This is a genomic window from Roseiflexus sp., from assembly GCF_057785375.1.
Genome location: NZ_JBYNRX010000093.1, coordinates 1 through 25,693 on the forward strand (window position 1 = coordinate 1; position 25,693 = coordinate 25,693).

The 25,693-nt window shown below is 62.4% G+C and carries 15 protein-coding genes; 5 read left to right on the forward strand and 10 right to left on the reverse strand.

What is annotated here, in order from left to right; translation table 11 throughout:
* Positions 1-348 precede the first annotated feature (348 nt).
* Positions 349-732 carry a hypothetical protein gene (locus tag AC3EA7_RS18240; RefSeq protein ID WP_488615500.1) on the reverse strand — a complete coding sequence of 128 codons (384 nt, stop codon included), beginning with the start codon at positions 730-732 and terminating at the stop codon, positions 349-351.
* Positions 733-841: 109 nt separating this feature from the next.
* On the opposite strand from AC3EA7_RS18240, the gene AC3EA7_RS18245 reads away from it, so the two are divergent.
* From AC3EA7_RS18245 to AC3EA7_RS18265, 5 genes are all read left to right on the forward strand, one after another.
* Positions 842-1,735, forward strand: coding sequence for a cobalamin-binding protein (locus AC3EA7_RS18245; protein WP_488615501.1), 894 nt, complete (start codon positions 842-844; stop codon positions 1,733-1,735).
* Entirely contained in the window at positions 1,732-2,127 is a 396-nt protein-coding gene (locus AC3EA7_RS18250) for an acyl-CoA thioesterase (RefSeq protein WP_488615502.1), read from the forward strand. Before AC3EA7_RS18245 ends, AC3EA7_RS18250 begins: the two co-directional genes overlap by 4 nt.
* Before the next feature lie 146 nt (positions 2,128-2,273).
* Positions 2,274-3,086, forward strand: coding sequence for a helical backbone metal receptor (locus tag AC3EA7_RS18255; protein ID WP_488615503.1), 813 nt, complete (start codon positions 2,274-2,276; stop codon positions 3,084-3,086).
* A 393-nt stretch (positions 3,087-3,479) separates the two neighbouring features.
* A complete protein-coding gene (locus tag AC3EA7_RS18260; RefSeq protein WP_488615504.1) occupies positions 3,480-3,824 on the forward strand; it encodes an ADP-ribosylglycohydrolase family protein in 345 nt (114 codons plus the stop codon).
* 213 nt (positions 3,825-4,037) lie between these two features.
* A complete protein-coding gene (locus tag AC3EA7_RS18265) occupies positions 4,038-6,113 on the forward strand; it encodes a S41 family peptidase (protein WP_488615505.1) in 2,076 nt (691 codons plus the stop codon).
* A 194-nt stretch (positions 6,114-6,307) separates the two neighbouring features.
* Here AC3EA7_RS18265 and AC3EA7_RS18270 read toward each other — a convergent pair whose 3' ends face one another.
* The 9 genes from AC3EA7_RS18270 to AC3EA7_RS18310 form a co-directional block, all read right to left on the reverse strand.
* The gene (locus tag AC3EA7_RS18270; RefSeq protein WP_488615506.1) at positions 6,308-8,449 is read right to left on the reverse strand and encodes a hypothetical protein; all 2,142 of its coding nucleotides are present in this window, start codon (positions 8,447-8,449) and stop codon (positions 6,308-6,310) included.
* A 54-nt stretch (positions 8,450-8,503) separates the two neighbouring features.
* Positions 8,504-9,499, reverse strand: a complete 996-nt coding sequence (gene acuI / locus AC3EA7_RS18275; RefSeq protein WP_488615507.1) for an acrylyl-CoA reductase (NADPH) — start codon at positions 9,497-9,499, stop codon at positions 8,504-8,506.
* A gap of 260 nt (positions 9,500-9,759) precedes the next feature.
* Entirely contained in the window at positions 9,760-11,307 is a 1,548-nt protein-coding gene (locus AC3EA7_RS18280) for an aldehyde dehydrogenase family protein (RefSeq protein ID WP_488615508.1), read from the reverse strand.
* 80 nt (positions 11,308-11,387) lie between these two features.
* The gene (gene accC / locus AC3EA7_RS18285; RefSeq protein WP_488615509.1) at positions 11,388-12,752 is read right to left on the reverse strand and encodes an acetyl-CoA carboxylase biotin carboxylase subunit; all 1,365 of its coding nucleotides are present in this window, start codon (positions 12,750-12,752) and stop codon (positions 11,388-11,390) included.
* 332 nt (positions 12,753-13,084) lie between these two features.
* Positions 13,085-18,820, reverse strand: coding sequence for an AMP-binding protein (locus AC3EA7_RS18290; protein ID WP_488615510.1), 5,736 nt, complete (start codon positions 18,818-18,820; stop codon positions 13,085-13,087).
* A gap of 31 nt (positions 18,821-18,851) precedes the next feature.
* The gene (locus tag AC3EA7_RS18295; protein WP_488615511.1) at positions 18,852-22,550 is read right to left on the reverse strand and encodes an SDR family NAD(P)-dependent oxidoreductase; all 3,699 of its coding nucleotides are present in this window, start codon (positions 22,548-22,550) and stop codon (positions 18,852-18,854) included.
* Between the two features lie 270 nt (positions 22,551-22,820).
* Positions 22,821-23,651 carry an acetyl-CoA carboxylase carboxyltransferase subunit alpha gene (locus AC3EA7_RS18300; protein ID WP_488615512.1) on the reverse strand — a complete coding sequence of 277 codons (831 nt, stop codon included), beginning with the start codon at positions 23,649-23,651 and terminating at the stop codon, positions 22,821-22,823.
* A gap of 22 nt (positions 23,652-23,673) precedes the next feature.
* A complete protein-coding gene (gene accD, locus AC3EA7_RS18305; RefSeq protein ID WP_488615513.1) occupies positions 23,674-24,576 on the reverse strand; it encodes an acetyl-CoA carboxylase, carboxyltransferase subunit beta in 903 nt (300 codons plus the stop codon).
* Positions 24,577-24,871: 295 nt separating this feature from the next.
* The gene (locus AC3EA7_RS18310) at positions 24,872-25,690 is read right to left on the reverse strand and encodes an ABC transporter ATP-binding protein (RefSeq protein ID WP_488615514.1); all 819 of its coding nucleotides are present in this window, start codon (positions 25,688-25,690) and stop codon (positions 24,872-24,874) included.
* Between the last annotated feature and the right edge of the window lie 3 nt (positions 25,691-25,693).

Sequence of the window (25,693 nt, forward strand, 5' to 3'; positions counted from 1 at the left end):
GGGCGCGAGGCGTGCGGTGCGAGGCGCGAGGGGGGCAGGGGGGTGAGGGGGCGAGAGGTGTGCGGTGCGAGGCGCGAGGCGCGAGGCGCGAGGCGCGAGGCGCGAGGCGCGAGGCGCGAGGCGCGAGGCGCGAGGCGCGAGGGGGCAAAGCCCCCACCCCTGCCCCTCCCCCGCTGGGGGAGGGGGCTGTTTCTTCCTTTGAGAGGGGACGCGGTTCGACTGCTCTCACCGCAAGTGCAAGCCCCGCTGGAGCTGCGCGCCAGGGCGCGCGTAGGGCGCGCCGCTCGCCAGCAGCGCTCACGTAAGCGCATCCCTCCTCAGCGCCTTTGCGCCTTTGCGTTGTTGACTTCACTGCAAAAAGATGGAACCAAGAAACCACGAAGGGCGCCAAGGGACACGAAGGACATGCGCTTCATGGTTCTGCCCCTTTGTGCGCTTCGGGTCCTTTGTGATTAAGCCTTTTTGCACCAGTAGAGCATAGACCGCAATGGCGCCAAACGTCAGATAAACGGCGGTTGCCGTCTGCGCACGGCGGTTGAGCCGGATCGCCAGCAGCAGCATGATCAACAGGACGGCGGCGCCTGCCGAAAATATCAGCATCTGCGGCTGTGCGACAATCGCTCCCGCTACGCCGTAGACGATCACCGTCACCAAAGATGCAACCGAAGACCAGAAGAGGAGTTGGTGCAACTGTGCGTCACTGCGATTGCTGGTATGATCGTTCTGGGTCATGCTTGTGTCTTTCAATCGGAGATCGTGATATGTTCACGATACGGTATCGTGTCGGAATTATAACGAATGCGCTTACCAGGAGCGATCAACACCGGAAAGGATGAGCATCATGCGTATTGTCTCGCTGCTTCCCTCGGCGACCGAGATCGTGTGCGAACTGGGCCTGGCGGATATGCTGGTCGGCGTTTCACACGAGTGTGACTACCCGCCCGATGTGGTCGCCGATTTGCCGCGGGTGACCCGTTCTGCCATTCCGCACGGTTTGTCGAGCGCCGAAATCGATCAGGTCGTCAGTGCGCGCCTGGCGCGCGGCGAAAGCCTTTACCTGCTCGAAGAACCGCTCCTCGCCGAATTGCAGCCCGATCTGGTGATCACCCAGGAATTGTGCGATGTCTGCGCCGTGTCGTTCGCTGATGTCTGCACCCTTGCAGCGCGATTGCCGGGCAATCCGCGCGTTGTGTCACTGGCGCCGCCGAACCTCGAAAGCATTTTCGGCGATGTGGTGACGATCGCCGAATCGGTGGGCTTGCCCGAACGCGGACAACGGCTCACCGAACGTTTGCGGCAACGGCTCGATGACGTTCGTCGCGCAGTCGCCGGTCAGCCGCGTCCTGGCGTTGTGGCGCTGGAATGGCTCGATCCGCCGTTCATCGGCGGGCACTGGGTCCCGGAAATGATCCATCTCGCAGGCGGGCGCGACCTGCTCGGTCGCGCGGGGGAGCGGTCGTTCCGGGTGCGCTGGGAGGATGTTCTCTGCGCGCAGCCGGACGTGGTTTTGCTCATCCCCTGCGGCTATTCCGCTGAGGCTGCGCAGCACGAGTGGGACGCGCTGCCGCGTCCGCCAGGATGGTTCGACATCCCGGCGGCGCGCGCGGGCCGGGTGTATGCGCTGGATGCCAACAGCTACTGTTCGCGCCCGGCGCCGCGTGTGGTCGAAGGGGTCGAGCATCTGGCGCGCCTGTTGCATCCGGCATGCTTTCCACAGGAAGGAACAGCACAATGAGCGCTGCCGATCGCGTTGAGACGCGTATGGTCTTTCCGGTGTTCCCCATGAACACCAACCACTACGGGACCCTCTTCGGCGGCACGGCGGTCGCCTGGATCGACCAGGCGGCGTTCATTTGCGCCACGCGCTGGTGCCGGCGCAAGGTCGTGACGGTGCGGATTAGCGAGGTCCACTTCCATCACCCGGTGCGCGAAGGGTCGATTGTCGAAGTGATTGCCCGTCTGGTCGGCACGGGGCGCAGTTCGATGCGCGTTGCCGTCGATGTCTGGTGGGAGCCGATGGACCACGACGAACGGGTGCTGGCGTGCCAGGCGGAGTGCGTGCTTGTCGCGCTCGATGAGAATGATCGTCCGGTGACGGTGCCGCCGCTTACGGAGACAATGTCATGAATGCAATGGGTACGGTTGCGGATGGTCAGAACGTTTGAACACCTCCCTGGTGCGGTTCGGTCGCGTTTCACAGCGAGCGGGTCTGCGTGAATCTGGTGCGTCCGCGCACATCTGCGTCTCTTACATTGTGCCTGGACCTGACTGCTATGATTGTCGTTGACGCTCTTGGACGACGCCTGGAACTGAAGAACCCGCCGCAGCGGATTGTGTCGCTCGTGCCGAGCCTGACCGAATGGCTGTTCGAGATTGGGCTTGGCGCGCGCGTCGTGGCAGTGACCGACTACTGCATCGAGCCAGCAGCGGCGCTCGCCGGCATCCCGCGCATTCGCGGGACGAAGAACCCCGACCGGGCGAAGATCATCGCCCTGCAACCCGATCTGGTCATCGCCGATCAGGAGGAGAACCGCGAGCGTGATGTGCTGGCGCTGACGGCGGCTGGCATTCCGGTGTATGTCACAGCGATCCGCAGCGTCGCTGATGTGCTGGAGCAGTATCAACGCCTCGCTGCTGTGCTCGGAGCAGTGAATGCGGCAGCGTCGGGTCTTGCGGCGCTGCACACAGCCCTCGCCGAAGCGCAACAACGAGCGCCGCAACGTCGTATCCCGACGCTCGCATTCATCTGGCGCGATCCGTGGATGGCAGTGGGGGCGGAGACGTATGCTGGCGACTTGCTGGAACAGTGCGGCGCCGACAATCTCGGTCGCCGGTTGCCGGGGCGCTACCCGCGCGCTCCGCTAGAGGCGTTCATGCGCCTGCAACCAGACATCATTCTGTTGCCGGATGAGCCGTATGCGTTCAGCGCACGCGACCTGGAGGCGTTTGCGCCGTATGGTGATGTTCCGGCGGTGCGGGATGGGCGCATACTGCTGTGTGACGGTATGCTGCTGACCTGGCCCGGACTGCGGGCCGTCCGCGCGTTGCGGGTGTTTTTGGAGATGATTGCGGGCAGGAAGACGTGATATGGTTTTCGTCCACGAAGAACACGAAGGTGCATGAAGAACACGCGCCGCCATTGGTCATCCATCCGCTTGTGAGACATCTATTTGTTGTGCCAGGTCGAGACATGCTGGCGGAGCGCGACGCCCGCCAGAGATAATTGCAGGTGGGGAGCGATGAGACGTTTTTCGTCCACGAAGAACACGAAGGTGCACGAAGAACACGCGCCACCATTGGTCATCCATCCGCTTGTGAGACATCTATTTGTTGTGCCAGGTTGAGACGATGCTGGCGGAGCGCGACGCCCGCCTGAGATGATTGCGGGTGGGGAGCGATGAGACGTTTTTCGTCCACGAAGAACACGAAGGTGCATGAAGAAGGGACGATTGTGTTTCTGGCGGGAAGGAGCAATTGCCATGGCGCTCACGCTCGACTCTGACCGTGTACGGCGCGCGCAGGGCGCACTGCTTGGGCTTGCCGTTGGCGATGCGCTCGGCACAACGCTCGAGTTTACGCTGACGCTCGATCCATTCACCCCGCGCGTCACGCAGATCACCGGCGGCGGACCATTCCGGTTGCCTCCCGGCGGACGGACCGACGACACCAGTATGGCGCTCTGTCTTGCCCAGAGTCTGGTCGCAACCGGTGTGTGCGACTCGCGCGACCAGATGGAACGGTATGCGCGCTGGTGGAAAAACGGCGAAAACCCGGTTACCGGACGTTGTTTTGACATAGGGAACACAATGCGCGCTGCGCTGTAACGTCATCCAGACATCGGCGAGCCACTCACAGGTAGTCCGCCGCCCTGTCCCAACGCTTTCTTCTCCCCTCGTGGGAGAAGGGGGCTGGGGGGATGAGGGAGAAACGGTCCTGGCGGCGCTGAAAACGCACTGCCCATCGAAAAGATCTGCCACATTGCATCCTTCTCCGGCAAACGCTACAATGCCTTGTATGATTGTGCGGAAGGAGACATGATGAAACAACGTCCTTTCTGGTATATCGGAGCGATCGCGGCTTTGCTTCTGGCGCTCGCCGCTTGTGGCGGCGGCGCACCGACCAGCCTGCTGCCGGCACAGGATGCGACTGCCGTCAACCCGTCGAATGCCTCGCCCGTGGCAGAGGTGACCGCCTCACCGGAGGCGGTCACGCCATCGCCGGTTCCGCCGCGTCTGTCGGAAGGCGGCGTCGAGGTGATCACCGGCGAGTTTGAATATACCAATGACATCATTACCGTCTACTACGTCGAACACGCTGTCGGACTGGTCGATCTCTACGGCTTCATTACGCGCGACCAGGAATGGGAACTGCCAGTCGAGAGCCAGGTGCTGGGACCGCTGACCATCGACACGGATCAGCAACGCGGCGAGTTTCGCCTGGCGCTGCCCGTGCGCCCGGCAGGGGTGCTGGCGGATGTCGATAACGACACACAGCGCGACACTGGCGTGCAGGTGTTCGTCGTGGCATACTGGCCCAACCTGTATGGCGGTCCATTTTCCGAAGGGGACGACCGCAGTTTCGGGTGGCCCGCCTACCTGGCATCGACGGTCAATGACCCGGAGAACAATGATGAAATCACTGGCGGTAAACTGGTTGTGTGGGCGCCGGACGATGCGCAGCAGTTTCCGACCGATTTCGGCGCCGATGGGCTGCTGTTTACCGCCGATGACCCGGTGGGTCCCCTTCCTGCCGGGTATTCGGTCATCAATCTCGATCAGCGTCCATTTGCCATCGAGCGTGACCGCGAAGCGCGGGTGACGTTGTACGAACCGCCGGATGCGGCGATCAAAGATTTCTCCGATCTGTCGTATACCAGGGCGTTCGATGAGATGTTCAAACGGGTGCGTGTTGAGTACGCTTTCAATGGCATTCCCGGCAAAGCGCCGGATTGGGACTCGCTTTACGCCGACCTGGCGCCGCGCGTGGCCGAAGCAGAGCGCCGAAAGGATCGCCGGGCGTTCTTCGATGTGATGTTCGATTTTGCGAATGCCTTCCGCGATGGGCATGTCGGCGTCAGTTCGCCGCTTTCCGGCGAGTTGTTCCGCGAACGCGCCGCCGGCGGGTATGGTTTCGCTATCCGCGAACTGGACGATGGCCGCGTGCTGGTGGTCTTCGTGACGCGCAATAGCCCTGCCGATCGCGCCGGCATGCAGGTGGGCGCCGAACTGCTGACATTCAATGGCACACCGGTCAAAGACGCGATTACTGCCGTCGAACCGCTGGGGGGACCGTTCTCGACCGACTTTGCGCTGCGGTATCAGCAGGTGCGCTACCTGCTGCGCGCGCCAGTCGGAACGGAAGCGCAGGCGACGTTCGCCAACCCGAGCGGTACACCGCAGACGGTCACATTGCGCGCCGTGGAAGAACGCGCCAGTTTTCTGGCAACATCGATCTTCGAGGAGCGCAACCCGGCGGCGCTGCCGGTCGAGTTCGAGCAACGACCGTCCGGCGTGGGGTATATTCGCATCAATGCCAATTATGATGATCTGAACCTGCTGATCAGGCTGTTTGAACGTGCGTTGAAAACCTTTGAGGACCTGGACGTTCCCGGCATTATCATCGATATGCGGCAGAACAGCGGCGGTGCGCCATTGGGTCTGGCAGGGTTCCTGACCGATCAGGAGATCATCATCGGCCAGGACGAGTACTACAGCGAGCGCACCGGCAGGTTCGAGCCGGAAGGTCCGGTCGATAAGATTCTGCCGAACCAGAACCAGTACCGCTTCGACAAGATCGTGCTCCTGGTAGGTCAGGCGTGCTTCAGCGCGTGCGAGTTCGAGTCATATGGGTTCAGCAAAGTTCCCGGCGTGATCGTGGTCGGTGAAACGCTGACAGCCGGGGTGTATGCCGAGGTGTCGCGCGGGCAGTATGTGCTGCCGGACGGCATTTTCCTCCAGGTTCCGACCGGACGCACGCTGTTGCCGGATGGTACGCCGCTGCTGGAGGGAGTGGGGGTTGTGCCGACGATCCGCGTGCCGGTGACTGCTGAAACAGTGCTGACAGACCGTGACGTAGCGCTGGAGCGGGCGGAGCAGGAGATTGTCGGGCGCTGACCTGCCCCATGCTGCTTGTCCTCGGGAAGGCGCTGGCGTCGACAGGCTCAGCCAGCGCCACGCGCCAGTTGGGTAGGCGAAGGCATTGCCTTCGCCTACCCGGTCGCACTTCAGTCAGCGATTTTTCGGATAGGCTCTTAGCCGACGCCAAACGCCAGATGGCCAGGGGCGACTCCGGCGCCGCGTGGACTGTGCTACCGCAGATACTCGCTCACCTGGCGCACCCAATCCGCAGCACCATACCAGATCAGGAAGAGCGCTACCGCAATAGCAAGCGCCGCGCCAGCGCGACGGCGGCGCTGCCATTGTTCGAGCGCCACGCCTGCGCCAATGCTGAGCGCCGGGTAGATGAAGATCGTCCAGCGCACCGGCTGGTCACTGAACAGGAGTGTTCCCAGACTTGCCAGCGCACCGAGCCAACAGGCTGCCAGGGTCATCCTCAATGCGCCGTTGTGTGGGCGACCCATGAGCACAACGCCGATGATGCCGGCTGCCAGCGCAATCGGCGGCATGAGGGCGCCAGAGCTGAAGACGAAGCCGATCACCCACCGGTTCAGTTTATCCAGCAGCGGATCGCCCGGCGGGCAGATGATCCCTTGCACCGCCAGCGCCTCCTGCGCAATACGACGCTCCTCCGTCACATACCCGAACGCCGAGTAGAAGAGCGCGAATGCCGCAATGCCCGCCACACCGACGGTCATGGCGGGTCGCCAGACGCTGACGAGAAGGGTTTTCAGGATGCGAGGGGGGTTGGATCGAGGCGGCGTGTCACCTGTACTGGCGTCTCGATGCTCTGCCGCCCTCATCCCCCCTGATCCTGCGAAGCGCAACAGGGGCGTCTGGACATTCTGAACCAGATATAGCAGAAGCCAGACCGCCAGTGCTGCGCCGGTCGAGAGGGCGACGCCGCCATGACTGAGCAGGATGAGCAGGATCAGGGTAGCGCCGGCGGAAGTCGTCTTCCACGAGTGATCACGCAGCGCCAGCGTCATCCAGAGGATCAGCGGCGCAACCAGCGCCTGTGCCAGCAGGTTTGCCATTTCGCCGACGGAATAGGAGCGCAGGATGGGCGGCGCGAGGGCATAGATCGCCGCTGCGTAGAGGGCCGCGGTTGTTCCTGCCCCTGAGCGCCGGATCAGCAGCCATAGGATGGCCACTGTCAGGCTTTCGAGCACTGCCGTGCCCGCCTGCACCAGTAATGTGAGCGCCATGCGGTCGGCGCCGGTCAGCAGGACGACAGGCAGCAGCGTCAGGTAGCCACCCGGCGGGTATGGTTGCGGTCCGGCGCCGGCGCGGCAGGGAAGCCCTTCGGTGAAGAAGATCATGCCACGCGCCACATCCGCCAGGTTGTTGACATGCAGCCCCAGATCGCTGGTTTGCGCATAGGGATGCAGCATCCCCGCCACACGCACGAACCATGCAACCGCCGTCAGCCCTGCGGCGGTTGCGGCATCCTCAGCCGGTTGTAGTGCGCGCAGCGCCGTCTCGACAAAGGGGACCAGCGCATACGCCGCCCATACCCACACCGCGACGGTTGGCGCAAACACAGTGGCATCCATGCGGCGCGTTGCGATCATCCAGGTGGCAAGCAGCGCCACGGTTGCCACAACCGCAGCAGGTGCGTGTGCAGCACGACGGATTGGCGCAAGCGTGCGCTGAATTAGCGCATACACGCCTGCCAGCGCCGCCGTCATCCAGGCAAGGGTTGCCCACGCCGGTCGGTAAGGCGCCGGTTGTGCGGGAGTCGCCACGATGCGGAAGACCGGCATCCCCAGGATGCGCGGGTCAGAAGGAGCAATCAGGCGCGGGGTCGTGAACGTCAGGCGCAGGTCGCCGGACGTGTCGGCAGGTGCAAGGATGGCATACGTCCGCCGCTGTGCGTCGATCTGAAGCGTGATCGGTACGCTGTCGGCGGCGCGCCAGACACTGGTGATCGCACTGCCGTCGGGTCGTCCGCTGGCGGCGGTGATGCGCAGCAGCCAGACATCGCCGCCGACGCCGGGGAACACCATTGAGGAGGTATCGCGCATCCAGCGGTACGGCAGACTGTCCGCCTCGTACCAGGGACGATCCGGGAGGTCTGCCGGTTCGGAGGCGTTGACGTTGACGAGGAAGGGCGTATCAAAGCCGCGCTGGCGCGTCTCACGGTTGCCGCCAACATCGAGGCGCACGGTTGGTGCAACCTGGTATGCCAGCACCCAAAGCGCCAGCGCGACTCCAAGGGAAGCCCAACACTGCGGCGCGCGCGCAACCACCGCAATCTGGCGCAATTCAGCGGCGATCCAGCCGGTCAGCGCCGCGCTCCGGCGCGATGGATGGGAAGAGGGTACACTCAAGGTCGAACGCCGAACAGGAGAACGTTGAACGTTCCGCATTCGGCGTTCAACGTTCTATGCATTCACATCGAAAACCACCCGCCCGCGCACCTGACTGGCCACAATCTCGTCGCAGAGGTCCTTCACCCGGCTAAGCGGCTCGACACGGGTCATCCGGTCGAGCATGTCGGCAGGCAATTCATGCGCCAGGTGATTCCACGCCGCACGGCGGCGTTCCGTCGGGCACATGACCGAGTCGATGCCGATCAGACGCACGCCGCGCAGGATAAACGGAAACACGGTGGTGGTCAAATTGGCGCCGCCGGCATTACCGCACGCTGCGACTGCGCCGCCGGTTGCGGTGGCGGCGAGGACGCGCGCCAGTATGTCACCGCCGACGGTATCAACCGCACCTGCCCAGCGTTCCGATTCGAGCGGACGGCCCGGCGCCGCCAATTCGGTGCGGGGTACAATGGTGGCTGCGCCGATTTCGCGCAGGTAGTCGTGGGTTTCAGGGCGGCCGGTGGATGCCGCAACGCGGTAGCCGCGCCGCGCCAGCAGAGCGGTAGCGATGCTGCCGACCCCGCCGGCTGCACCGGTCACCAGCACTTCACGATCACCGGGTTTGACGCCGGCTTCTTCGAGCGCCATCACTGCCAGCATCGCCGTGAACCCGGCAGTGCCGATCGCCATCGAGTGAAGCAGGGTCATGCCAGCGGGCAGAGGAACCAGCCATTCGGCTTTGACGCGCGCCCGTTGCGCATACCCGCCCCAATGCCGCTCACCGATGCCCCAGCCGGTCAGCACCACGGGATCGCCGGGATGGTAGTCCGGACTGGTCGTTTCGATGACGGTTCCGGCCAGATCGATGCCGGGGACCATCGGGAAGAAGCGTGAAATCTTCCCCTTGCCGGTAACGTTCAGACCGTCCTTGTAGTTGAGACAGGAGTAGACCACCTGCACCAGCGTGTCGCCCTGCGGCAGATCATCGTTCGTCAGTTGGCGAAACTCAGCGCGGATTGCGCCGTTTTCCTGGGTCAGCACCAGTGCTCTGAACGTGTCCTGGCTCATGCTTGTCTCCTTTCAGCCACAAAGCGCATTTTCGGCATCTACCCGATCATCAACCACGACCTGGACAATCAAGGACGTAGGCGGCGGATGCTGGCTGAGCCGGTCGCAGCCAGCGTCCATGCCTTCAGCGCGTCCTGGCGGCTAACGTTGGCTGAGCCTGTCGAAGCCAACGTTAGCCGCAAGACGGTCAACACGCGCAATGATTGTGCAACATCTGGTTGATCGCTCTACCAGACCTGATCCAACCGTGGCGCCCGCCGTCAGCGCTGCTCCGGCAGAAGCGTATAATCGGGGAAGTTGCCGTACAACCGCTCACCGGGAGGACCGACGGTGACCGCCTGCACCAGATACTTGCCGCCGACGAAACATCCCTTCCAGCTTTGCCCGATGCCGCCAAACACCTCGTCACGGTCGCCGCGCGAGCGGATGGCGTTGATGCCGACCTTGAAGGCGCGCACCTCGGCGGCGATCTGTTGCGCCAGACGTTCGTTGTCGCAAGCGACCGATGCGACGAGACAGCCGTTGGATATGTTCATTTCGGTGATCAGTTCTTCGACGCTGTCCACCACGACAATTGTATCGACCGGACCGAACGGCTCATTGTGGTAGAGCCGTGCATTGCGGGGAATATTCAGCAACGAGACCGGCGCCATGTAGGCGGAAATGTCCTGATCGGGCAGGAAATCCTCATTACTGAGCGTCCCCTGGTACAGACTGATGGCGCCGCTGCCGATCGCCTCGCTGATCAACACCTGCAATTCATCGACTTTGCGACTGCTGATCAGCGGTCCGAAGTCGAGCGCGGGCGGCGGTGCATCAGGATGAGCGACCAGCATCGGGTTGCCGATCCGCAGCGATTTGAGCACCGGCAGGTACATATCGAGAAATTGCGGGAACAGTTGACGTTGCACAACCAGGCGCACATACGCGGTACAGCGTTGTTTGCCATAGTCGAAGCCGCGCCGCAGTTGTTTCGCCAGCATATCCCACTGGCTGAACTGCCAGATGCCGTAGGCGTTGATGCCTTCCATTTCGAGCATATAGCGCTTCTCGCGGTCGTACAGGCTGGCAGCGATGTCGCGCCCGTTGGTTTTGCCGCCGACGAACGCCAGGCACGCCACCTCGGGTCCACGCACCAGCGCCTCGGAGAGCCGGCCGCCGGAGCCGCTCACCAGCGATACCGGCAAACCGCAGCGCCGCGCCAGCGCCATCGACACCGTCAGCGCAAACAATCCGCCGTCGCTGGGGGTTTTGGCAATGACCGGATTGCCCGCCAGCGTCTGCACCAGCATTGCGTGAACCAGCACTGAAAGCGGATAGTTCCACGAAGCGATGTTCGAGATCAGCCCAAGCGGTTTACGCCCTTCCATCATTGCCGGAATCTGCTCGACATACCATTCGACGCCGCTGATGCAGCGGTCCACATCGGTCATCGCCTGCGCGTAGGGCTTTCCAATCTCCCACATCAGCAACCGACCAATGAGTTCGCGCTGCTGGCGCAACAGGCGAAGACACGCATCGACGCGCTGCTGGCGTTCAGAGAGATCGGTGGCTGCCCATGCGCCAAACTCAGCCGCAGCAGCAGCGACCGCGTGGCGCGCCGTGTCCAGGTCGATCATCGGGTAATTGCCGAGCATCGTGCCATTGACAGGTGACAGAAACGGCTTGGGATGCCCTGGAAAGCCCCACTCGCCGTGGATCAGGTTGAGCGGATTGCCATGTTCGTCGAACGCTTCGGGCGCGAGCGCCCGTGCCTGTTCCAGCAGGCGTGGCCATTCCAGTGCAGGTGCAATGATTTTGTTCGTCATAGAATCTTTCAGAAATGACATTCGAGGGCGCAGGTTCCTGCGCCCCCGGAAGTACTGCGCAGTTTGTTCCAGATAGCCATCTATTCCAGTTTGCTCTCCTTGATCCGCTGGACCAGATCGGGAACATAGCGCGTCGAAATCCGTCCTTCGCGGAACGGCGGATCTTCGAGCATCGCCAGTGTGAACGGAATCGTCGTGTAGATACCGGTAATGACGAATTCGCGCAGTGCGCGTTCGAGGCGGGCGAGCGCCTCGTTGCGATCAGCGCCCCAGACGATCAACTTCGCCAGGAGCGAGTCGTAGTATCCTGGCGGCGAATATCCGGCATAGAGATGCGAATCGATACGCACCCCCGGTCCGCCGGGCGGCAGGTAATACTCGATCTCGCCGCCCGACGGCATAAAATCGCGGTCAGGGTCTTCGGCGTTGATGCGCGCCTCGATAGCGTGACCACGCATCACCACATCCGACTGCTGGATCGTCAATGGTTCGCCGGCTGCAATGCGCAACTGCCATTTGACCAGATCGATGTCGGTGACCATTTCGGTGACCGGATGCTCGACCTGGATACGGGTATTCATCTCAATGAAATAAAAGTTGCCGTCGGGATCGAGCAGGAACTCCATCGTGCCTGCATTGACATAATTGATGGCGTGAACGCCTTTGAGCGCCGCTTCGCCCATACGTGCGCGCAGATCTGCATCGACGGCTGGCGAGGGCGCTTCTTCGACGATCTTCTGGTGGCGGCGTTGCGACGAACAATCGCGCTCACCGAGGTGGATGGCGTGCCCATACTGGTCTGCCAGCACCTGGATTTCAACGTGCCGCACCTGCGGCAGGTACTTTTCCATCAGCAGGGCGCCATTGCCAAACGCCGCCTCCGCTTCGGCTTTTGATGTGGGGTACGCCTTGATCAACTCGGTCTCATTCTGTGCGACGCGCATACCGCGCCCGCCGCCGCCGCCGGATGGCTTGAGCAGCACCGGGTAGCCGATCTGATGCGCAACCTCGACCGCCTCTTCGAGAGTGCGCAATTCGCCGCGCGAGCCCGGCACGGTGGGCACGCCAGCGTCGCGCATGGTCTTCCTGCCGAGCGCCTTGTCTCCCATCATCCGGATAGCTGTGGCGTCGGGACCGATGAACTTCAGTTTGTACTCGGCGCAGATCTCGGCAAAGTACGGATTCTCCGAAAGGAAGCCATAGCCGGGATGGATGGCTTCACATCCGGTCATGAGCGCCGCGCTGATCAACGCCGAGGGATTGAGATACGATTTTACCGAAGCGGCAGGACCGATACACACCGCCTCATCAGCAAGACGTACTGCAAGTGAATATTTATCAGCATCGCTGTATGCCACGACCGCTCGCACGCCAAGTTCGTGACAGGCGCGGACGATGCGGACTGCAATTTCGCCACGATTGGCGATGAGCACTTTGTTGAACATGATATCCGGGCTTTCTGTCGAAACAGGCGCCTTTCACTGGGTAGGGGTCAGGGGTTAAGGGTTAGGGGTTGAGACGACCTTCAACCTTCCACCTGCCGCCTTCACACCTTGCACCCGTCACCCCTGCTCACATAGAACGTGGAATGCTCGCACGGATGTGAAGCTGGGCGCGCCAACGGCGCGCCTCTACCTGTCACCTTCCACCTGCCGCCTTCAACCTGTAATGCCTCGTGCCTCTTGCTGGCAGCCGTTGTAATGCAACGGGGCTTCTACCCGCCACCTCTGCCAACCCTCTTCCCTCTCGCCTCTTCCCTCTCGCCTGCGGCAGACGATTATACCCCATGCTCCGGATTCTGGAGCATCTCAGACCACGCCTCATACAGTTCGTCCTTGTCTTTGAGACCAGAACGCGGCAAGGCATGGTTGACGACGTAGGTCGCCCCCTGGTGGCGGTTCTCCCACATTGCCTGATGCGCCTGCGGCAGATCATTCCACTTCACGAGCGTCGGCTCGGTGATGCTCAGCAGGCCGGCGCTGATCTCATCGTTCAGACGCACAATCTCGTAGGCATTCGAGAGGTGCGTGCCCCAGATATTCGCGGTTGGCATATAGATCCGGCGCTGACGCATCCAGACCTGCGGGGCGAAGAATGAGTAACGCTGTCCGTCCATGTTCTCGAAGTAGACGACACGCCCGGTGAACGGCTTGATCAGCATGACGCTGACTGCCAGCGTGTCGTGCCCGGAGCGTTCGATAATCAGATCGGGATACCCGCGCGGGTTGTCGTTGCTGCGCAGGAATTGCCCGATTGCCGAGCCTAGCGGCTTGAACGTCAGATCATTGAAGCGCCGCACCGCCGCCTTGAACCCGTTGATGTCGCTCTTTGCATCGGGCAGCGGCGGCATGGTCTCGGGCCAATCGAACTCGTCACCATAGCGGCGCTGCAATTCTTCCAGGCTGACGACACCTTTGAGCGACGCGCCGAACCCCAGGCTCAGCACAAATTCACGTTGCGCGTCGGTGTAGGTGACGACCACAATGCGGGCGCCCATTGCGCGCGCCGACTCGATCGCCTCCAGACCGACCTGATCGACGAGGGTTGCGCGGCGCTCCAGGGCATCCGGCGCAACACCCGACTCATACCCCTCGTCTCCCAGGTACGACCGGTCATCGACGCCGTAGTAGATCATCACCGCTTCACCGGCACGCAACCCTGCCCGGCGCAACATCTCCACCGGATCAGCAGCGCCTGGCTTGCCGAGGAAGGTGAAGTGGTAGCCGCTCGATGCGCCGTAGAACGTCAGGGTTGGGATGTGGCCATCGTGCGGCTCGCCGAGCAACTGAAAACTGCGCGGGAACGCTGTTTCGCCTGCGTGCGACACGGCATAATCAGCCAGGTGGCCGCCGTTCTGCGCCCGATAGTCTTCGAGCAGCGCCCGACCGGCAGCTTCCCACTCCGCCCACTTTGCCCGATCTTCGGGCACGCGGGTGAAGATGCCGGCATACCGCGGATCGCGCCGATTGATCGTCCCAACTGCGCCGGCGGCGCGCACAACCGCCGCGCGCTCCTGCGAGCTGACCATGCCGGTGACATACAGCCCGTTGCGTGCTGCCGATCGTGCCGCATCCAGACCGGTGCCGGTTGCGGCGCCCTCAACGAAAATGCGACGACCGGGCTGAATCTTGAGGGTGGTAAACAGTGCGCGGTAGACTGTTCCCAGGTTCAGCATGTACGATCCGGCAGCCTCAAGTGTCAGGTCGGGCAGCACCGGGAAGCACTGCGGCGCCTGCGCCACCATAAACTGCTGGTGTGACGCATCGGGAGTGTTGTATCCCTGGATGACGAAGTCTGCTGCCATCGGGTCAAGACCGACCAGCGGTGACAGAAGATCGTTCTGACCAGAGTAGATCGCCACCAGGTCGCCAACTTTCAGTCGTCCTTCGCGCTTAACCTCTTCGCCGACCGAGACGATCAGCCCAATGCCGCCAGAGCCGGTCACGTGCCAGTCGCGGTCGTGCTCGTCGAACTGGCTGACCGGCACGCCGGTAATCGCCCAGATGTCGTTGAAGTTGACCTCTGATGCCAGGATATAGAGCAGGACGTCGTTCGGACCAGGTTTCTCGACCGGGATGATGATCTGCTTTTCCGCCTTGATCGGATCGCCGTGAACTGGCGCGCCAGTGACTTCATCACGCACCACCGCCATCGCGTACTGCGCCACAGGGATCGGTGTGACGCCGGGGAAGAATGGCGCCTCAATCGGCAGGAGCATACCGGCGTCGATCATACGCTTCTCCTCGTCGGGCGTCAGATGGATACGGCGGCGCGTTGGCAGCGGTGCGCTGCGCTTATCCAGGAAATCCTGAATCCCGGCTTTGCCTTCATCAGGAGCGACGACCGCTTCGGCGAACAGGCGCGCCTCACGCTCCAGCCCTGCCAGGAGGCCCCTGGTGAAGCCGGTGCGCAGCGAGTCGATGATCCGCTCGATTGCCTTGCTGCGCCCTGCCCACTGTGCCTGATTGGTGAGGCGCGTGATCAGCGGGTCGCGCAGCGCCTTTTCGAGCAGTTCCGCCATTGTGGGGTCGGGCGCTTCCCACTGCGCCGTCAACTGGCGACGCAGCGCATAGGCTTCAGGCAGCGGGGGCCACAGCCCTTCGCCGGCCGTCGCCGGATCGTGGAACGGCGAGAAGAAGGTTGTTGGATCATCCGACGTATTAGGGATGACCCGGAGTTCGGTCGGTTTGCCGTTGCGTTCCTCCAGGATCATCTCGCGCGCCATCTGCGCGGCAAGGGTGAGCGCTTCCTCGTGACCGTGGGCCACCTTATCGACCAGCCCGATCTCATAGGCGCGCTCGGCGTTCAGGGTGCGCCCGCCCATAATGATCATCAGCGCCTTGATCAGCCCGGCTTCGCCACGACGGCTGTAGAGCAGGCGCGGCAGACGCTGCGTACCGCCGTACCCGGGCAGCAACCGCAGATTGATCTCCGGCTGACCGAACTCGGCGTGCAGGTCGGCGATCCGGTAGTGGCAGGCAAGCGCGAACTCCATACCGCCGCCAAGCGCCACGCCATTGATTGCCGCGATGCAGGGCTTGTTCATCGTCTCGATCTTGCGGAACGCCAGGTGCGCATTATTGGGCAGCGCCATGGCATCTTCAACGGTATGCATCTCTTCGAGCATCTGCTTGATGTCGGCGCCTGCCACGAAACTCTTCGTGCCGCTGCCGGTGAAGATGACCGCCGCCACGTCCTCGCGCCGCGCCAGATGATCGACGATGGTGTTCAGTTCGTCGAGGGCACGCTCGTTGAGCGCGTTGACCGGCGGATTGGTGACGGTCACAATCGCAATGCGCTGCGTCAGCGCTTTCTGTGCTGCTGCGCTCCCGTTGCCCGAAGATGTCCACGGCTCACGCACCACGTGGTACTCGATGCGGAAGTAGCGATAGCGCTCGAAGATGCGCTGCTCCTCCGCCATACGCTGCTTACGCTTCCACGCCTCGATCTTCTCGGCAATTTCTTTCAGCGACTCGGGGTTGCGCAGCGTGGTGGTGTCGCCAAGCGGCTCATCGAGCATCAGGTTGCGCAGGAAGCGCCGCATATACTTGCCGGAGCGCGTCTCCGGGAAGGCGCTAACCTCGATATAGTCTTCCGGCACGCTGACCACGCCCTTTTCGTTGCGCACCAGTTCATTGAGGCGGCGGCGATCCTCACCGCTCAATTTACGTCCGGGCGCAGTCAGAATGAATGCGACCGGCGTCAATCCCTTCTCACGGTGCGGCGCACCGACAACGATACAGTTGCCGACCGGCGAGTCCGGCGTGATAATCTTGTCACGCAGAATAGCGCCTTCGATCTCCTCGGTGCCCATGCGATGCCCCGACACGTTGATTACGTCATCGGAGCGACCGTGGAGGGTGAAGGAACCGTCGGGATACTTCATTGCGAAGTCGCCCTGGATATACCCCCACTCACCGTTGGGACCACGCCGCCAGTAGGTTTTGATGAAGCGCTCGGCATCGCCGCGCCAGCGAGGAACCTGCGCCCCATTGCCGCTCTGGAGGGCGGCGACCCATGCCTCGAATCCTTTGACATCACCCCAGATCGTGCGCGTCAGATAGGGATAGGGCGCTGCAATCACGATTTCGCCCTTCTCCTCATAATCGGCGATTCGATAGCGCGGCGCCTCAACGCCGGCTGCATCGCGGTCGCCGCCTTCGAGCACCCAGACTTCGCCCGCGATCCAGGGCAGCGGGTAAGTATGCGCATCGGGGCGCAGCGGGAAGTCCTCGTTGCCGTAGAAGTGCGTCCAGACGATGCCGCCGTGTTCCGTTGCCCAGTACGAGTTGATGTACTGCGGCGACATCAGTTCCATGCCGAACTGCTGCACTGCGGGGCTGACCGGCTCGGCGCAGAAGGTGCAGACGCGCAGCGACGACATATCGTACTGGCGCGCATCCGCCGTGTTCTGCGGGTCGGACATCACCGTCTTGAGGAAGGTCACGCCTGCTTTGAAGACGCGCACTTTGTAGCGTTCGATGATGCTGGCAAAGCGCCCGGCGGACGGGAAGACCGGCGAGCCTTCGGTAATGATGCCGGTGCAGCGCGTTGCCAGCGTCGCGCAGATCATGTAGCTCTGACCCGTGATCCAGCCAGGATCGGCGACGACATAGATCGTATCGCCCGGTTCGGCGTCGAAACTGACCTTCATCGTGTAGGCGACGCCGGCGACATACCCGCCGTGGACGTGGACCACGCCTTTGGGTTTGCCGGTGCTGCCCGATGTATAGATGATAAACATCGGATATTCGGCGTCGAGCGGTTCGGCGCGGCTGGTGGCATAGAGCGCCTTCACGAACTGTGCGGTCGGCAGGTTGAGCAGTTCCTCTTCGCTGTGGACCTCGACGCCAGCGGCGCGCGCATTCGCCAGAATGGTCTCCAGCGCTTTTGCGGTCAACTCATGACTCCAGCGATCGCGTTCCGGTCGCCACAAAATATCCTGGCCCGTATGGCGCACAACGATCACCGCATCGACGCGCGGCGGCGTATTGACCAGCGCCTGTGCGACCGCCGTGCGCGCGCGCGACTGCGCCAGCGCATCGACGCCGGTCAATCCCTCAATAGCGCGCCCGACGGCGCGCATCGCGTCGCTGCGCTCGATCGTGATGTCTTCTTTGAGCGCTTCGCGCACCTGAGACAGAATGGTCTTAATCTGATCCGGCGTCAGGAGCGCTGCGCCCGGCGTCGGCGAACCCTCGCCGCCGCTCAGCGCCGCTTCGATGATCTCCAGCGCCGTTTCGACCGGCACGAACTTATCGAGCGCCTGATCGGTATACTGCTCTTTGTAGGGAACAACCTGTGCATTGCGATAGGCGCCATCGCTGGTGATCACCAGCCGTGCGCCGGCATTGTGAATGCGGTCGCTGAGGGTCTTGTCGGAGAAGCCGCCGAACACCGGCGTGTAGATGATACCCAGGCGCTTAGCGGCTTCGGTGTAGTAGATCTGCTCCATGATGTTGGGCATATTCAGAGCGATGCGATCGCCCATCTTCAGCCCCAGGTCGCGCAGCACCTGCGCCGCCTTGACGACTTCGAGCAGCAACTGCTTGCGCGTCACGGCAAAACTGATGACCGGACCGCCACGACCGTTGTTGAGCGACGAGTCCCAGCGGTCGCCCTCGAAGTAGAATGCCACCTCATCGCCATAGCCGGTGAGTACGTGGCGATCCACCTCATTGAAGCAGGCGTTGGTCAACCCGCCCTCGAACCAGCGATAGAAGGGCGGATCATCACCGTTGAAGGCGCGTTCCCACGGTTCGTACTCCGGTCCATACGGCACATCGACCGGTGCGCCGTCGCTGTGACGCAATCCTTTCCAGCAACCACCCTCTTCATCCCAGGTGATCCACGCGCCAAGGTTACGGTCATACCAGTGAATGGCGCTGCGAGCAATCGCGCCATGGAACGCGCCCGGGTCGGTAAGCGCAGCCTGGCGCTGCGCCTCCCAATCGGCGCGGGTGCGCACCGGATTGATGCGCGGCGGGCGAAGAGCAGATTCGATGGTGGTCATAAGTCTTTTTCTCCTGACAAGATCCCTGTATTTACACTGTAATCGCATTTCCGCGATAGATGCGCGCCCGGTAGCGGCTTTCGAGCGGCGTCGGCAGCGGCGCGCTCGTCAGCAGCACGGCATTCACGAAGCGCTGCAATTCCTCTTCCTCTTCCGCCGGTGTGCGCGGCTCCTCACTGCGCGCGCGCCGCGTCAGGTCCACCTGATTGACCGGCACGTGCGGCATCGTGCGTTCACTTTCGGCGCCAGCGGTTGCCGTGAGCGCGTGAAGCGTCGTTTTGACGAAGTTTGCCAGCGCGAACTCCTCAGATGTTGAACGCGCCGAGGTTGGCGGCGTCACCAGCGTAACGTTCGCGCCCTCGATCAACCCTGCTTTGCGCGCCACGCGGAAGTGATGAGTGATATGCTGTTCGACCAGTTCCTCGAACTCGGCGGTCGTCAGCACCTCGCTCCAATCGCCGTTTTGGGCGCTCAGGGCGCGGGTTGGCAGCGGGCGGAACGGCGTTGAGATCACGGGACCGGGGCGACCGTACTCCGCCATCGCCCGATCAATCCCGCCTTCGATGTCGCCGCGCGTCGGGATGACGACGAAACGCCCGGCGGCTTCATAGTCGGACAGTTCGGCGGCCAGTTCGGTCGCCGCCTGTGCGGTTTCCGTCAGCAGCACCACGCGCGCGACGTGGATTTCTTCGAGGAAGGTGCGCGCTAGCAGCAGCAGGTGTTGGCGCAGGTGCTCGCCAATCAGGTACACGACGCTGCCTGCCAGGCGTTCCAGGCGCTGCTGCCCCGGTTTACCGAACAGCTCGCCTTCGGTGACCGTGCGCTCGAAACGCAACCCGCCCGACGGGTGGAACGTCTCGCCGGTCACATTCCGGTCTGCCAGATAGAAGACCGTTGCCAGCGCCACATCGAACTCGGTCGGCATCCGTTGCAGGTGAAGCATACCCAGAATGCCATCGCGCACCTTGATCGCTTCGCGTTCGATCTGCGCCTCGGTGAAGAACGGCTCAGGCGGCTCGACCGTCAATGAACGCCGGTCGTGCGAGGTGACATACCCGCCATTTTCCAGGCGATTGAGCAGTTTCCGCGCAATCGTGGCATTCATCAGGTACGACTGAGCGCTTCCGCCGGCGTCACTCGTTTCGCGCAGCATCGTCGCCAGGCGGCGCAGCGACATCGGCAGCGCCGGATTATCGGCGATCGCCTGCAAATCGTTGGCAAACAGGTCGGGCAGCAGAGCGGCAATCGTCGCTCCCTCGTGATGCGACGCGAGCAGCGCAGCAAAGACGTCGTTGAGCCGTTTGTTTTCGAGAATCAGCCGGGCGCGGCGCATGAACAAGCCAGGACGGTTGCCGGCGCCTTTCAGACGTTCGCCTTCCACCGGACCAGGAGCAATCGCGTTGATCTGAATCTCAGGACCGAGGAAGCGCGCCAGGCTTTCGACCATTGCGCGCTGACCCGCCTTGCTGACGGCGTAATCCGAGCGATTGGGGTACGGGATCGCCACATATTTTTCGCCGCCGAAGTAGGACGAGACGTTCAGCACATACGCGCCGCCTGCCGCCTTCATCTGTGGCGCCAGGCGGCGCAGCAGCGCATAGTTACTGATCAGATTGGTGCGCAGCGTATGGCGCCAGGCGTCCACCGGCATATCGATCACCATCTCTTCGGCGCCGGCGATGCCTGCATTATTGATCAGGTAATCCACCTTGCCGAACACACGCAGGGTATGGCTGACCAGCCGTTCGAGTCCTTCGATGTCTCCGACATCGCTACCGGGGAAGATCGCCACGCGCGACTCGGCGTCCGGGTAACTGGCATCGCGCACCTCGCGCACGATCGACGCGCGCATCTGCTCCAGTTGATCGGCGTTGCGCGCCGCCAGCATCACGTGCGCGCCCGAGAGCGCCAGCAAGCGCCCGATCTGCCCGCCAATGCCGGCGCTGCCGCCGGTGATCAGCGCCACCTTTCCCATATGCAGACCAAACAGACTTTCCGCCCACCCAAATCCGGGATTGTGCACGCCAATCGTGCCGACGATTTCCTCGGGAAGATAGAGATTGATCTCAGCAATGCGTCGGTCACTGCCCAACAATTTTGCCACCCAGGCGCAGGTAAAGTCAAGATTGGCAGTTTCAGCGTTCACATAACGGATCAGTTGATTCGCCCACACTGCTGCGACCGGTTGACCGTTGTGCTGATGCGCCGGATTGACCGAGTCGTACTCGCTCTCATGGCGCCAGACGCGCACCAACTGCTCGACCGCAGTGTGCAGAATGGCGCTATACTGGTTGCCCTGCTGATCATCGGGATTGCTGACGAACAGCACGCGATGCATCTGCGCGCCGGAGGGATGTTCCTCCCAGAAGCGCGCCAATTCGCGCGCCAGTGCAATCGTCCCCACCAGCTCCTGTTGCAAGAAGCGCTCGATCACCTGATCGTCCACATCGATCAGGCTTGCAGTGGGAGCGTGGCGGCTCAACCCCGGCAGAATCACAGCGTGGTGAATAGCGCCCAATTCAGTGCGGATCTGCTCGAGCGTGTGCGCGGCGGCGCGTGAGTCGAGCGGATCAAGATGCACCAGACGCGTTTCGGCGACCATTGCCGGGCGGCCATACATATCGGCGGCGAGCGCGTGGCGTGGTTCGCGCAGGAGCGCCGACGCCTTTTCCATCGCGTGCGGATCGCGGAACCCGACGACGACCGTCGCGCGGCAGGAGCGCAGCGCGTCAGCCAGCGCAATCGCATCATCGGCCTGATCGCCGGCGCAGATCAGGACGACTTTGCCGGTAGCATCAACGCTGCGCAGACCGGGGCGCGACACGAACGTCGTGCGACTTTCGGTTGGCACATCCATGCCATGCGTCACCTCGAAGGCATGACCGGTGAACGCCGCCGATTCATCGCTGGCAAGAAACACCGCAGTATTGGCGACATCGACGGGGGAAGGGAAGCGTTTGACCACCTCGCCGCGCTGATCGGCGCGTCCCAGCCGCATGATCCTCAAGAAACTGCTGGCGGTGTCGCCCTCTGGTTGCCCTTTGAGCGCATCCATCGCCCGAAACATCGTATGGATGCGATCACTATTGATCGGTCCGGGGTAGATGGTATTGACGCGGATGCCACGGGGACCCAGTTCGCGCGCCAATCCGTCGCTGAGCGCATTGAGCGCCGCCTTGGGCGCGACATATGCAATGCGCCCGTAGTAATCGGTGCGGGAAAAGATCGTCGAGATATTGATCACACTGCCGCCTGGCGGCATATGCGGGGCTGCCGCGCGCGTCAGGTTCCAGGCAATGCCAACCAGATTACCGACCGCCTGTGCCAGCGTCTCGGTATCCGGCGGTTGCACTTCCGACGGTTCGAGTGGAATATCGACCAGGCGACGACGCGGCCCGGTGCTACCGGCGTTATTGACCAGGATATCGATACGGCGGAGCGGAACAGGAACATCTACTCCGCCATTGACAATCTGTGCAACGCCCGCGCGCGCCTGTTTGATGTCGCTGCCGTCCATCCGCAGCGCAACGACGCGCTCGGGCGTAACCTGCTCTTCGTCGATCAGACGACGGCGATACGCCACAAGTTTTTCTGCATTGCGCCCCGTAATAACGACAGTCGCACCTTCCGCCAGAAACCTGCGCGTAATGACTTCGCCGATGTTGCCAGCGCCGCCCGTGATCAGCGCCACCTTTCCTTCCAGGCGATCGTGACGTCGCATCGTGCTCATGGACTTCTCTCCTCATTCCTGTGGCGCCCGCCACACTGCGGTATGGGCACTGTGGCAGCGCCACAGATCTCTGGCTTCTGAATACGCGCATTCTGCCCTGAGCGGCCTGCGCGTGACGCCGATCAACCAGTCATTGCGGGAACCGCGTCAGGGGAATCGCCGGAGGCATCGCTGATGGACCTGCCACAGCCATGATCCGGCGGACTACTACTCGTTGTTTTCGTTCAAAACTGCATACGTATCATCGCAGCGCCAGTTACAACGTAGTCCCTAGGCAAAAACGGTCTGGCGACCATCCTCTTCGTAGCGTCCGATCGCTCGATAGCGCGTGTAGCGACGCTCTAACAGCGTCTCGATATCCAGCGTCAGCAATTCGGCCAGATGGCGACGGATCGAGTCCCCCAGCGTTGCAACCATGGTCGCCATATCGGTATGCGCGCCGCCCGATGGTTCTGGGACGATCTCGTCGATGATCCCCAGTTCCAGCAGATCCTGCGCGGTAATTCGCATCGCGCGCGCCGCGTCGGGCGCTTTCGCCGAGTCGCGCCAAATAATCGAGGCTGCCGCTTCGGGTGACGCGACCGAGTAGATTGCATGTTCCAGCATCAGGATTCGGTCGCCGACGCCGATCGCCAGTGCGCCGCCACTGCCGCCTTCACCAATCACACACACGATGATCGGGGTCTTCAACCCGGCCATAACGAGAATATTCTCGGCAATGGCGTTTGCCTGCCCGCGCTCCTCCGAGTCACGATTCGGGTTTGCGCCCGGCGTGTCAACGAAACAGATCACCGGGAAACCGAATTTTTCGGCATGCTGGAACAGCCGCAGCGCCTTACGGTACCCTTCGGGATGCGGCATGCCAAAGTTGCGCCGGATATTCTCGCGCGCGTCGTGCCCTTTCTGATGCCCCACCAGTACAACCGTCCGCCCTTCGAAGGTTGCCACGCCGCCGACAATCGCCGCATCATCACCGTAGCGGCGGTCCCCATGCAGTTCAACGAAGTCGTCGCACAACCCGCGGATGTAATCGAGCGTGCGCGGGCGCTGCATATGGCGTGCGAGTTGCACTTTGTCCCAGGGAGTAAGCGTCTGTGTCATGGTCTCTCTTCAGCTCCGCATTTCAGATAGAAGCCAGCGCCGGTGGAGCCGGCTCGGACGGACGGATGCCGGTGCGACCTTCAGCGGCGTAGAGGCACAGCAGTTTTGCCAGCACGCCGTGCAACTCGCCGCGTGGCGTCACCATATCGACCATGCCGTGCTGCAGCATGAACTCCGCAGTCTGGAAATCCGCCGGCAGCTTCTGGCGGATCGTCTGCTCAATCACGCGGCGACCGGCGAAACCGATGTTCGCGCCCGGCTCGGCAATGATAATGTCGGCGACCGAGGCGTAGGACGCAGTGACGCCGCCGTAGCACGGATCGACCAGCACCGCAATGTGCGGCTGCCGCGCGGCTGCCAGGCGAGTCAGCGCCATATTGACCTTTGCCAGTTGCATCAGGGCGATCACGCCTTCCTGCATGCGCGCCCCGCCACTGGTGTTGATGGTCAGCAATGGAATGCCAAGCGCCGCAGCGCGCTCGGCTGCGCGCGCCATCTTCTCGCCGAAGACGCTGCCCATCGAACCGCCGATAAAGTCGAAATCGCACACGGCAACCGACAGCCGGTGTCCTTCGATGCTGCCAACGCCGCTGACCACGACATCGGCGAGACCGGTGCGGCGCTGCGCTTCGCGCAGTTTGTCGGCATACGCTTCTTTAGGCGAGACGAACCCAAGCGGATCGGTGGGGCGCAGGTGCGCATCGTGCTCAACGAATGACCCCTCGTCCAGCAGCGCCAGCCACTCACGCGCCGTCAGGCGCATGTGGTAGCCACAGCGACACACCTTCATACGCTCGGCCAGTTGCTTGTGGTAGATCAACTCCCGGCACGACGGGCACTTGACCCAGACGTTGTCCGGCACGTCCGACTCAATCGGTTGCACGACGGTGAAGCTTTTCCGTGATCGTTGAATCAGATCTTTCATCGGGTCCTCTCCTTGACACAGACTGTACGGTCGCCCTGCATAACCCCTGGAGCGCCTGATTGCAAGGAATAAAAATGGAAACGCTCAGCGCTTTTGCACATTTGCGGGCGCCTAATCGGTGACTCTATAGTTTCGTCTGCGTTGGGCGCGCCGTCCGGGGGACAGTTTAGATGCTTCGGGTTATGTTTATGACGCAGTATACCATTGTGAGTTTTTGAACAAAACCTCCAGAAGTATAGGTTTTTCATCCCCAAAACGGATGTCATCCCCGCCGGATGGAGGGGATGCCTAACCCTCACAACCGTGCCAGCAACTCACGCAACTTCGGCGCAACATCCGCCAGTTCATCGGGCAGCGTTTCGCCACGCAGAATGGTCTGCCCCAGCGGTGAACTCTTGAAGTCGAGCAGTTCGCTCTCGATGGTGCTATGCACTGTTTGATCGCTTTGAATGCGTCCATCGCGCAGGGTGATGATCCGACGCGCCGCCAGCGCCACTTCGTGGTTGTGGGTCACCACGATCAGCGTCGTGCCGTGTTCGCGGTTCAACTGCCGCAACAGCGCCATGATGTCGTCGGTTGTTTTCGAGTCGAGATTGCCGGTTGGCTCATCTGCCAGCACAATCGTCGGGCGATTGGCGAGCGCGCGCGCAATCGCAACGCGCTGGCGTTCGCCTCCCGACAGTTGGTTGGGCAGGTGGTCGGCGCGCGCCGCCAGACCGACGAGTTCCAGCAGTTCGCGCGCGCGTGCGCGGCGTTCCCCGCGCCCCATGCCCGTCTCGTACATCGGGATTTCGACATTCTCGGCGGCGGTGAGTGTCGGTATCAGGTTGTGCGTCTGGAAAACGAATCCAATCGTGCGTCCACGGAACTGATCGATGTCGCGCACCTGCGAGAGCGGCGTGCCGCTGATCAGCACCTCGCCGCTGGTCGGGCGATCAAGCGCGCCGATCAGGTTGAGCAATGTCGATTTGCCCGATCCCGACGGACCGACAATCGCAAGAAACTCGCCAGCGTGAATCGTCAGGCTCACATCGTCCAATGCCCGGACGTCGGTTCCATCACCGTAGATCCGGGTCAGATGGCGGGTTTCGACTACAACCGGGGTGTCGATCATGAC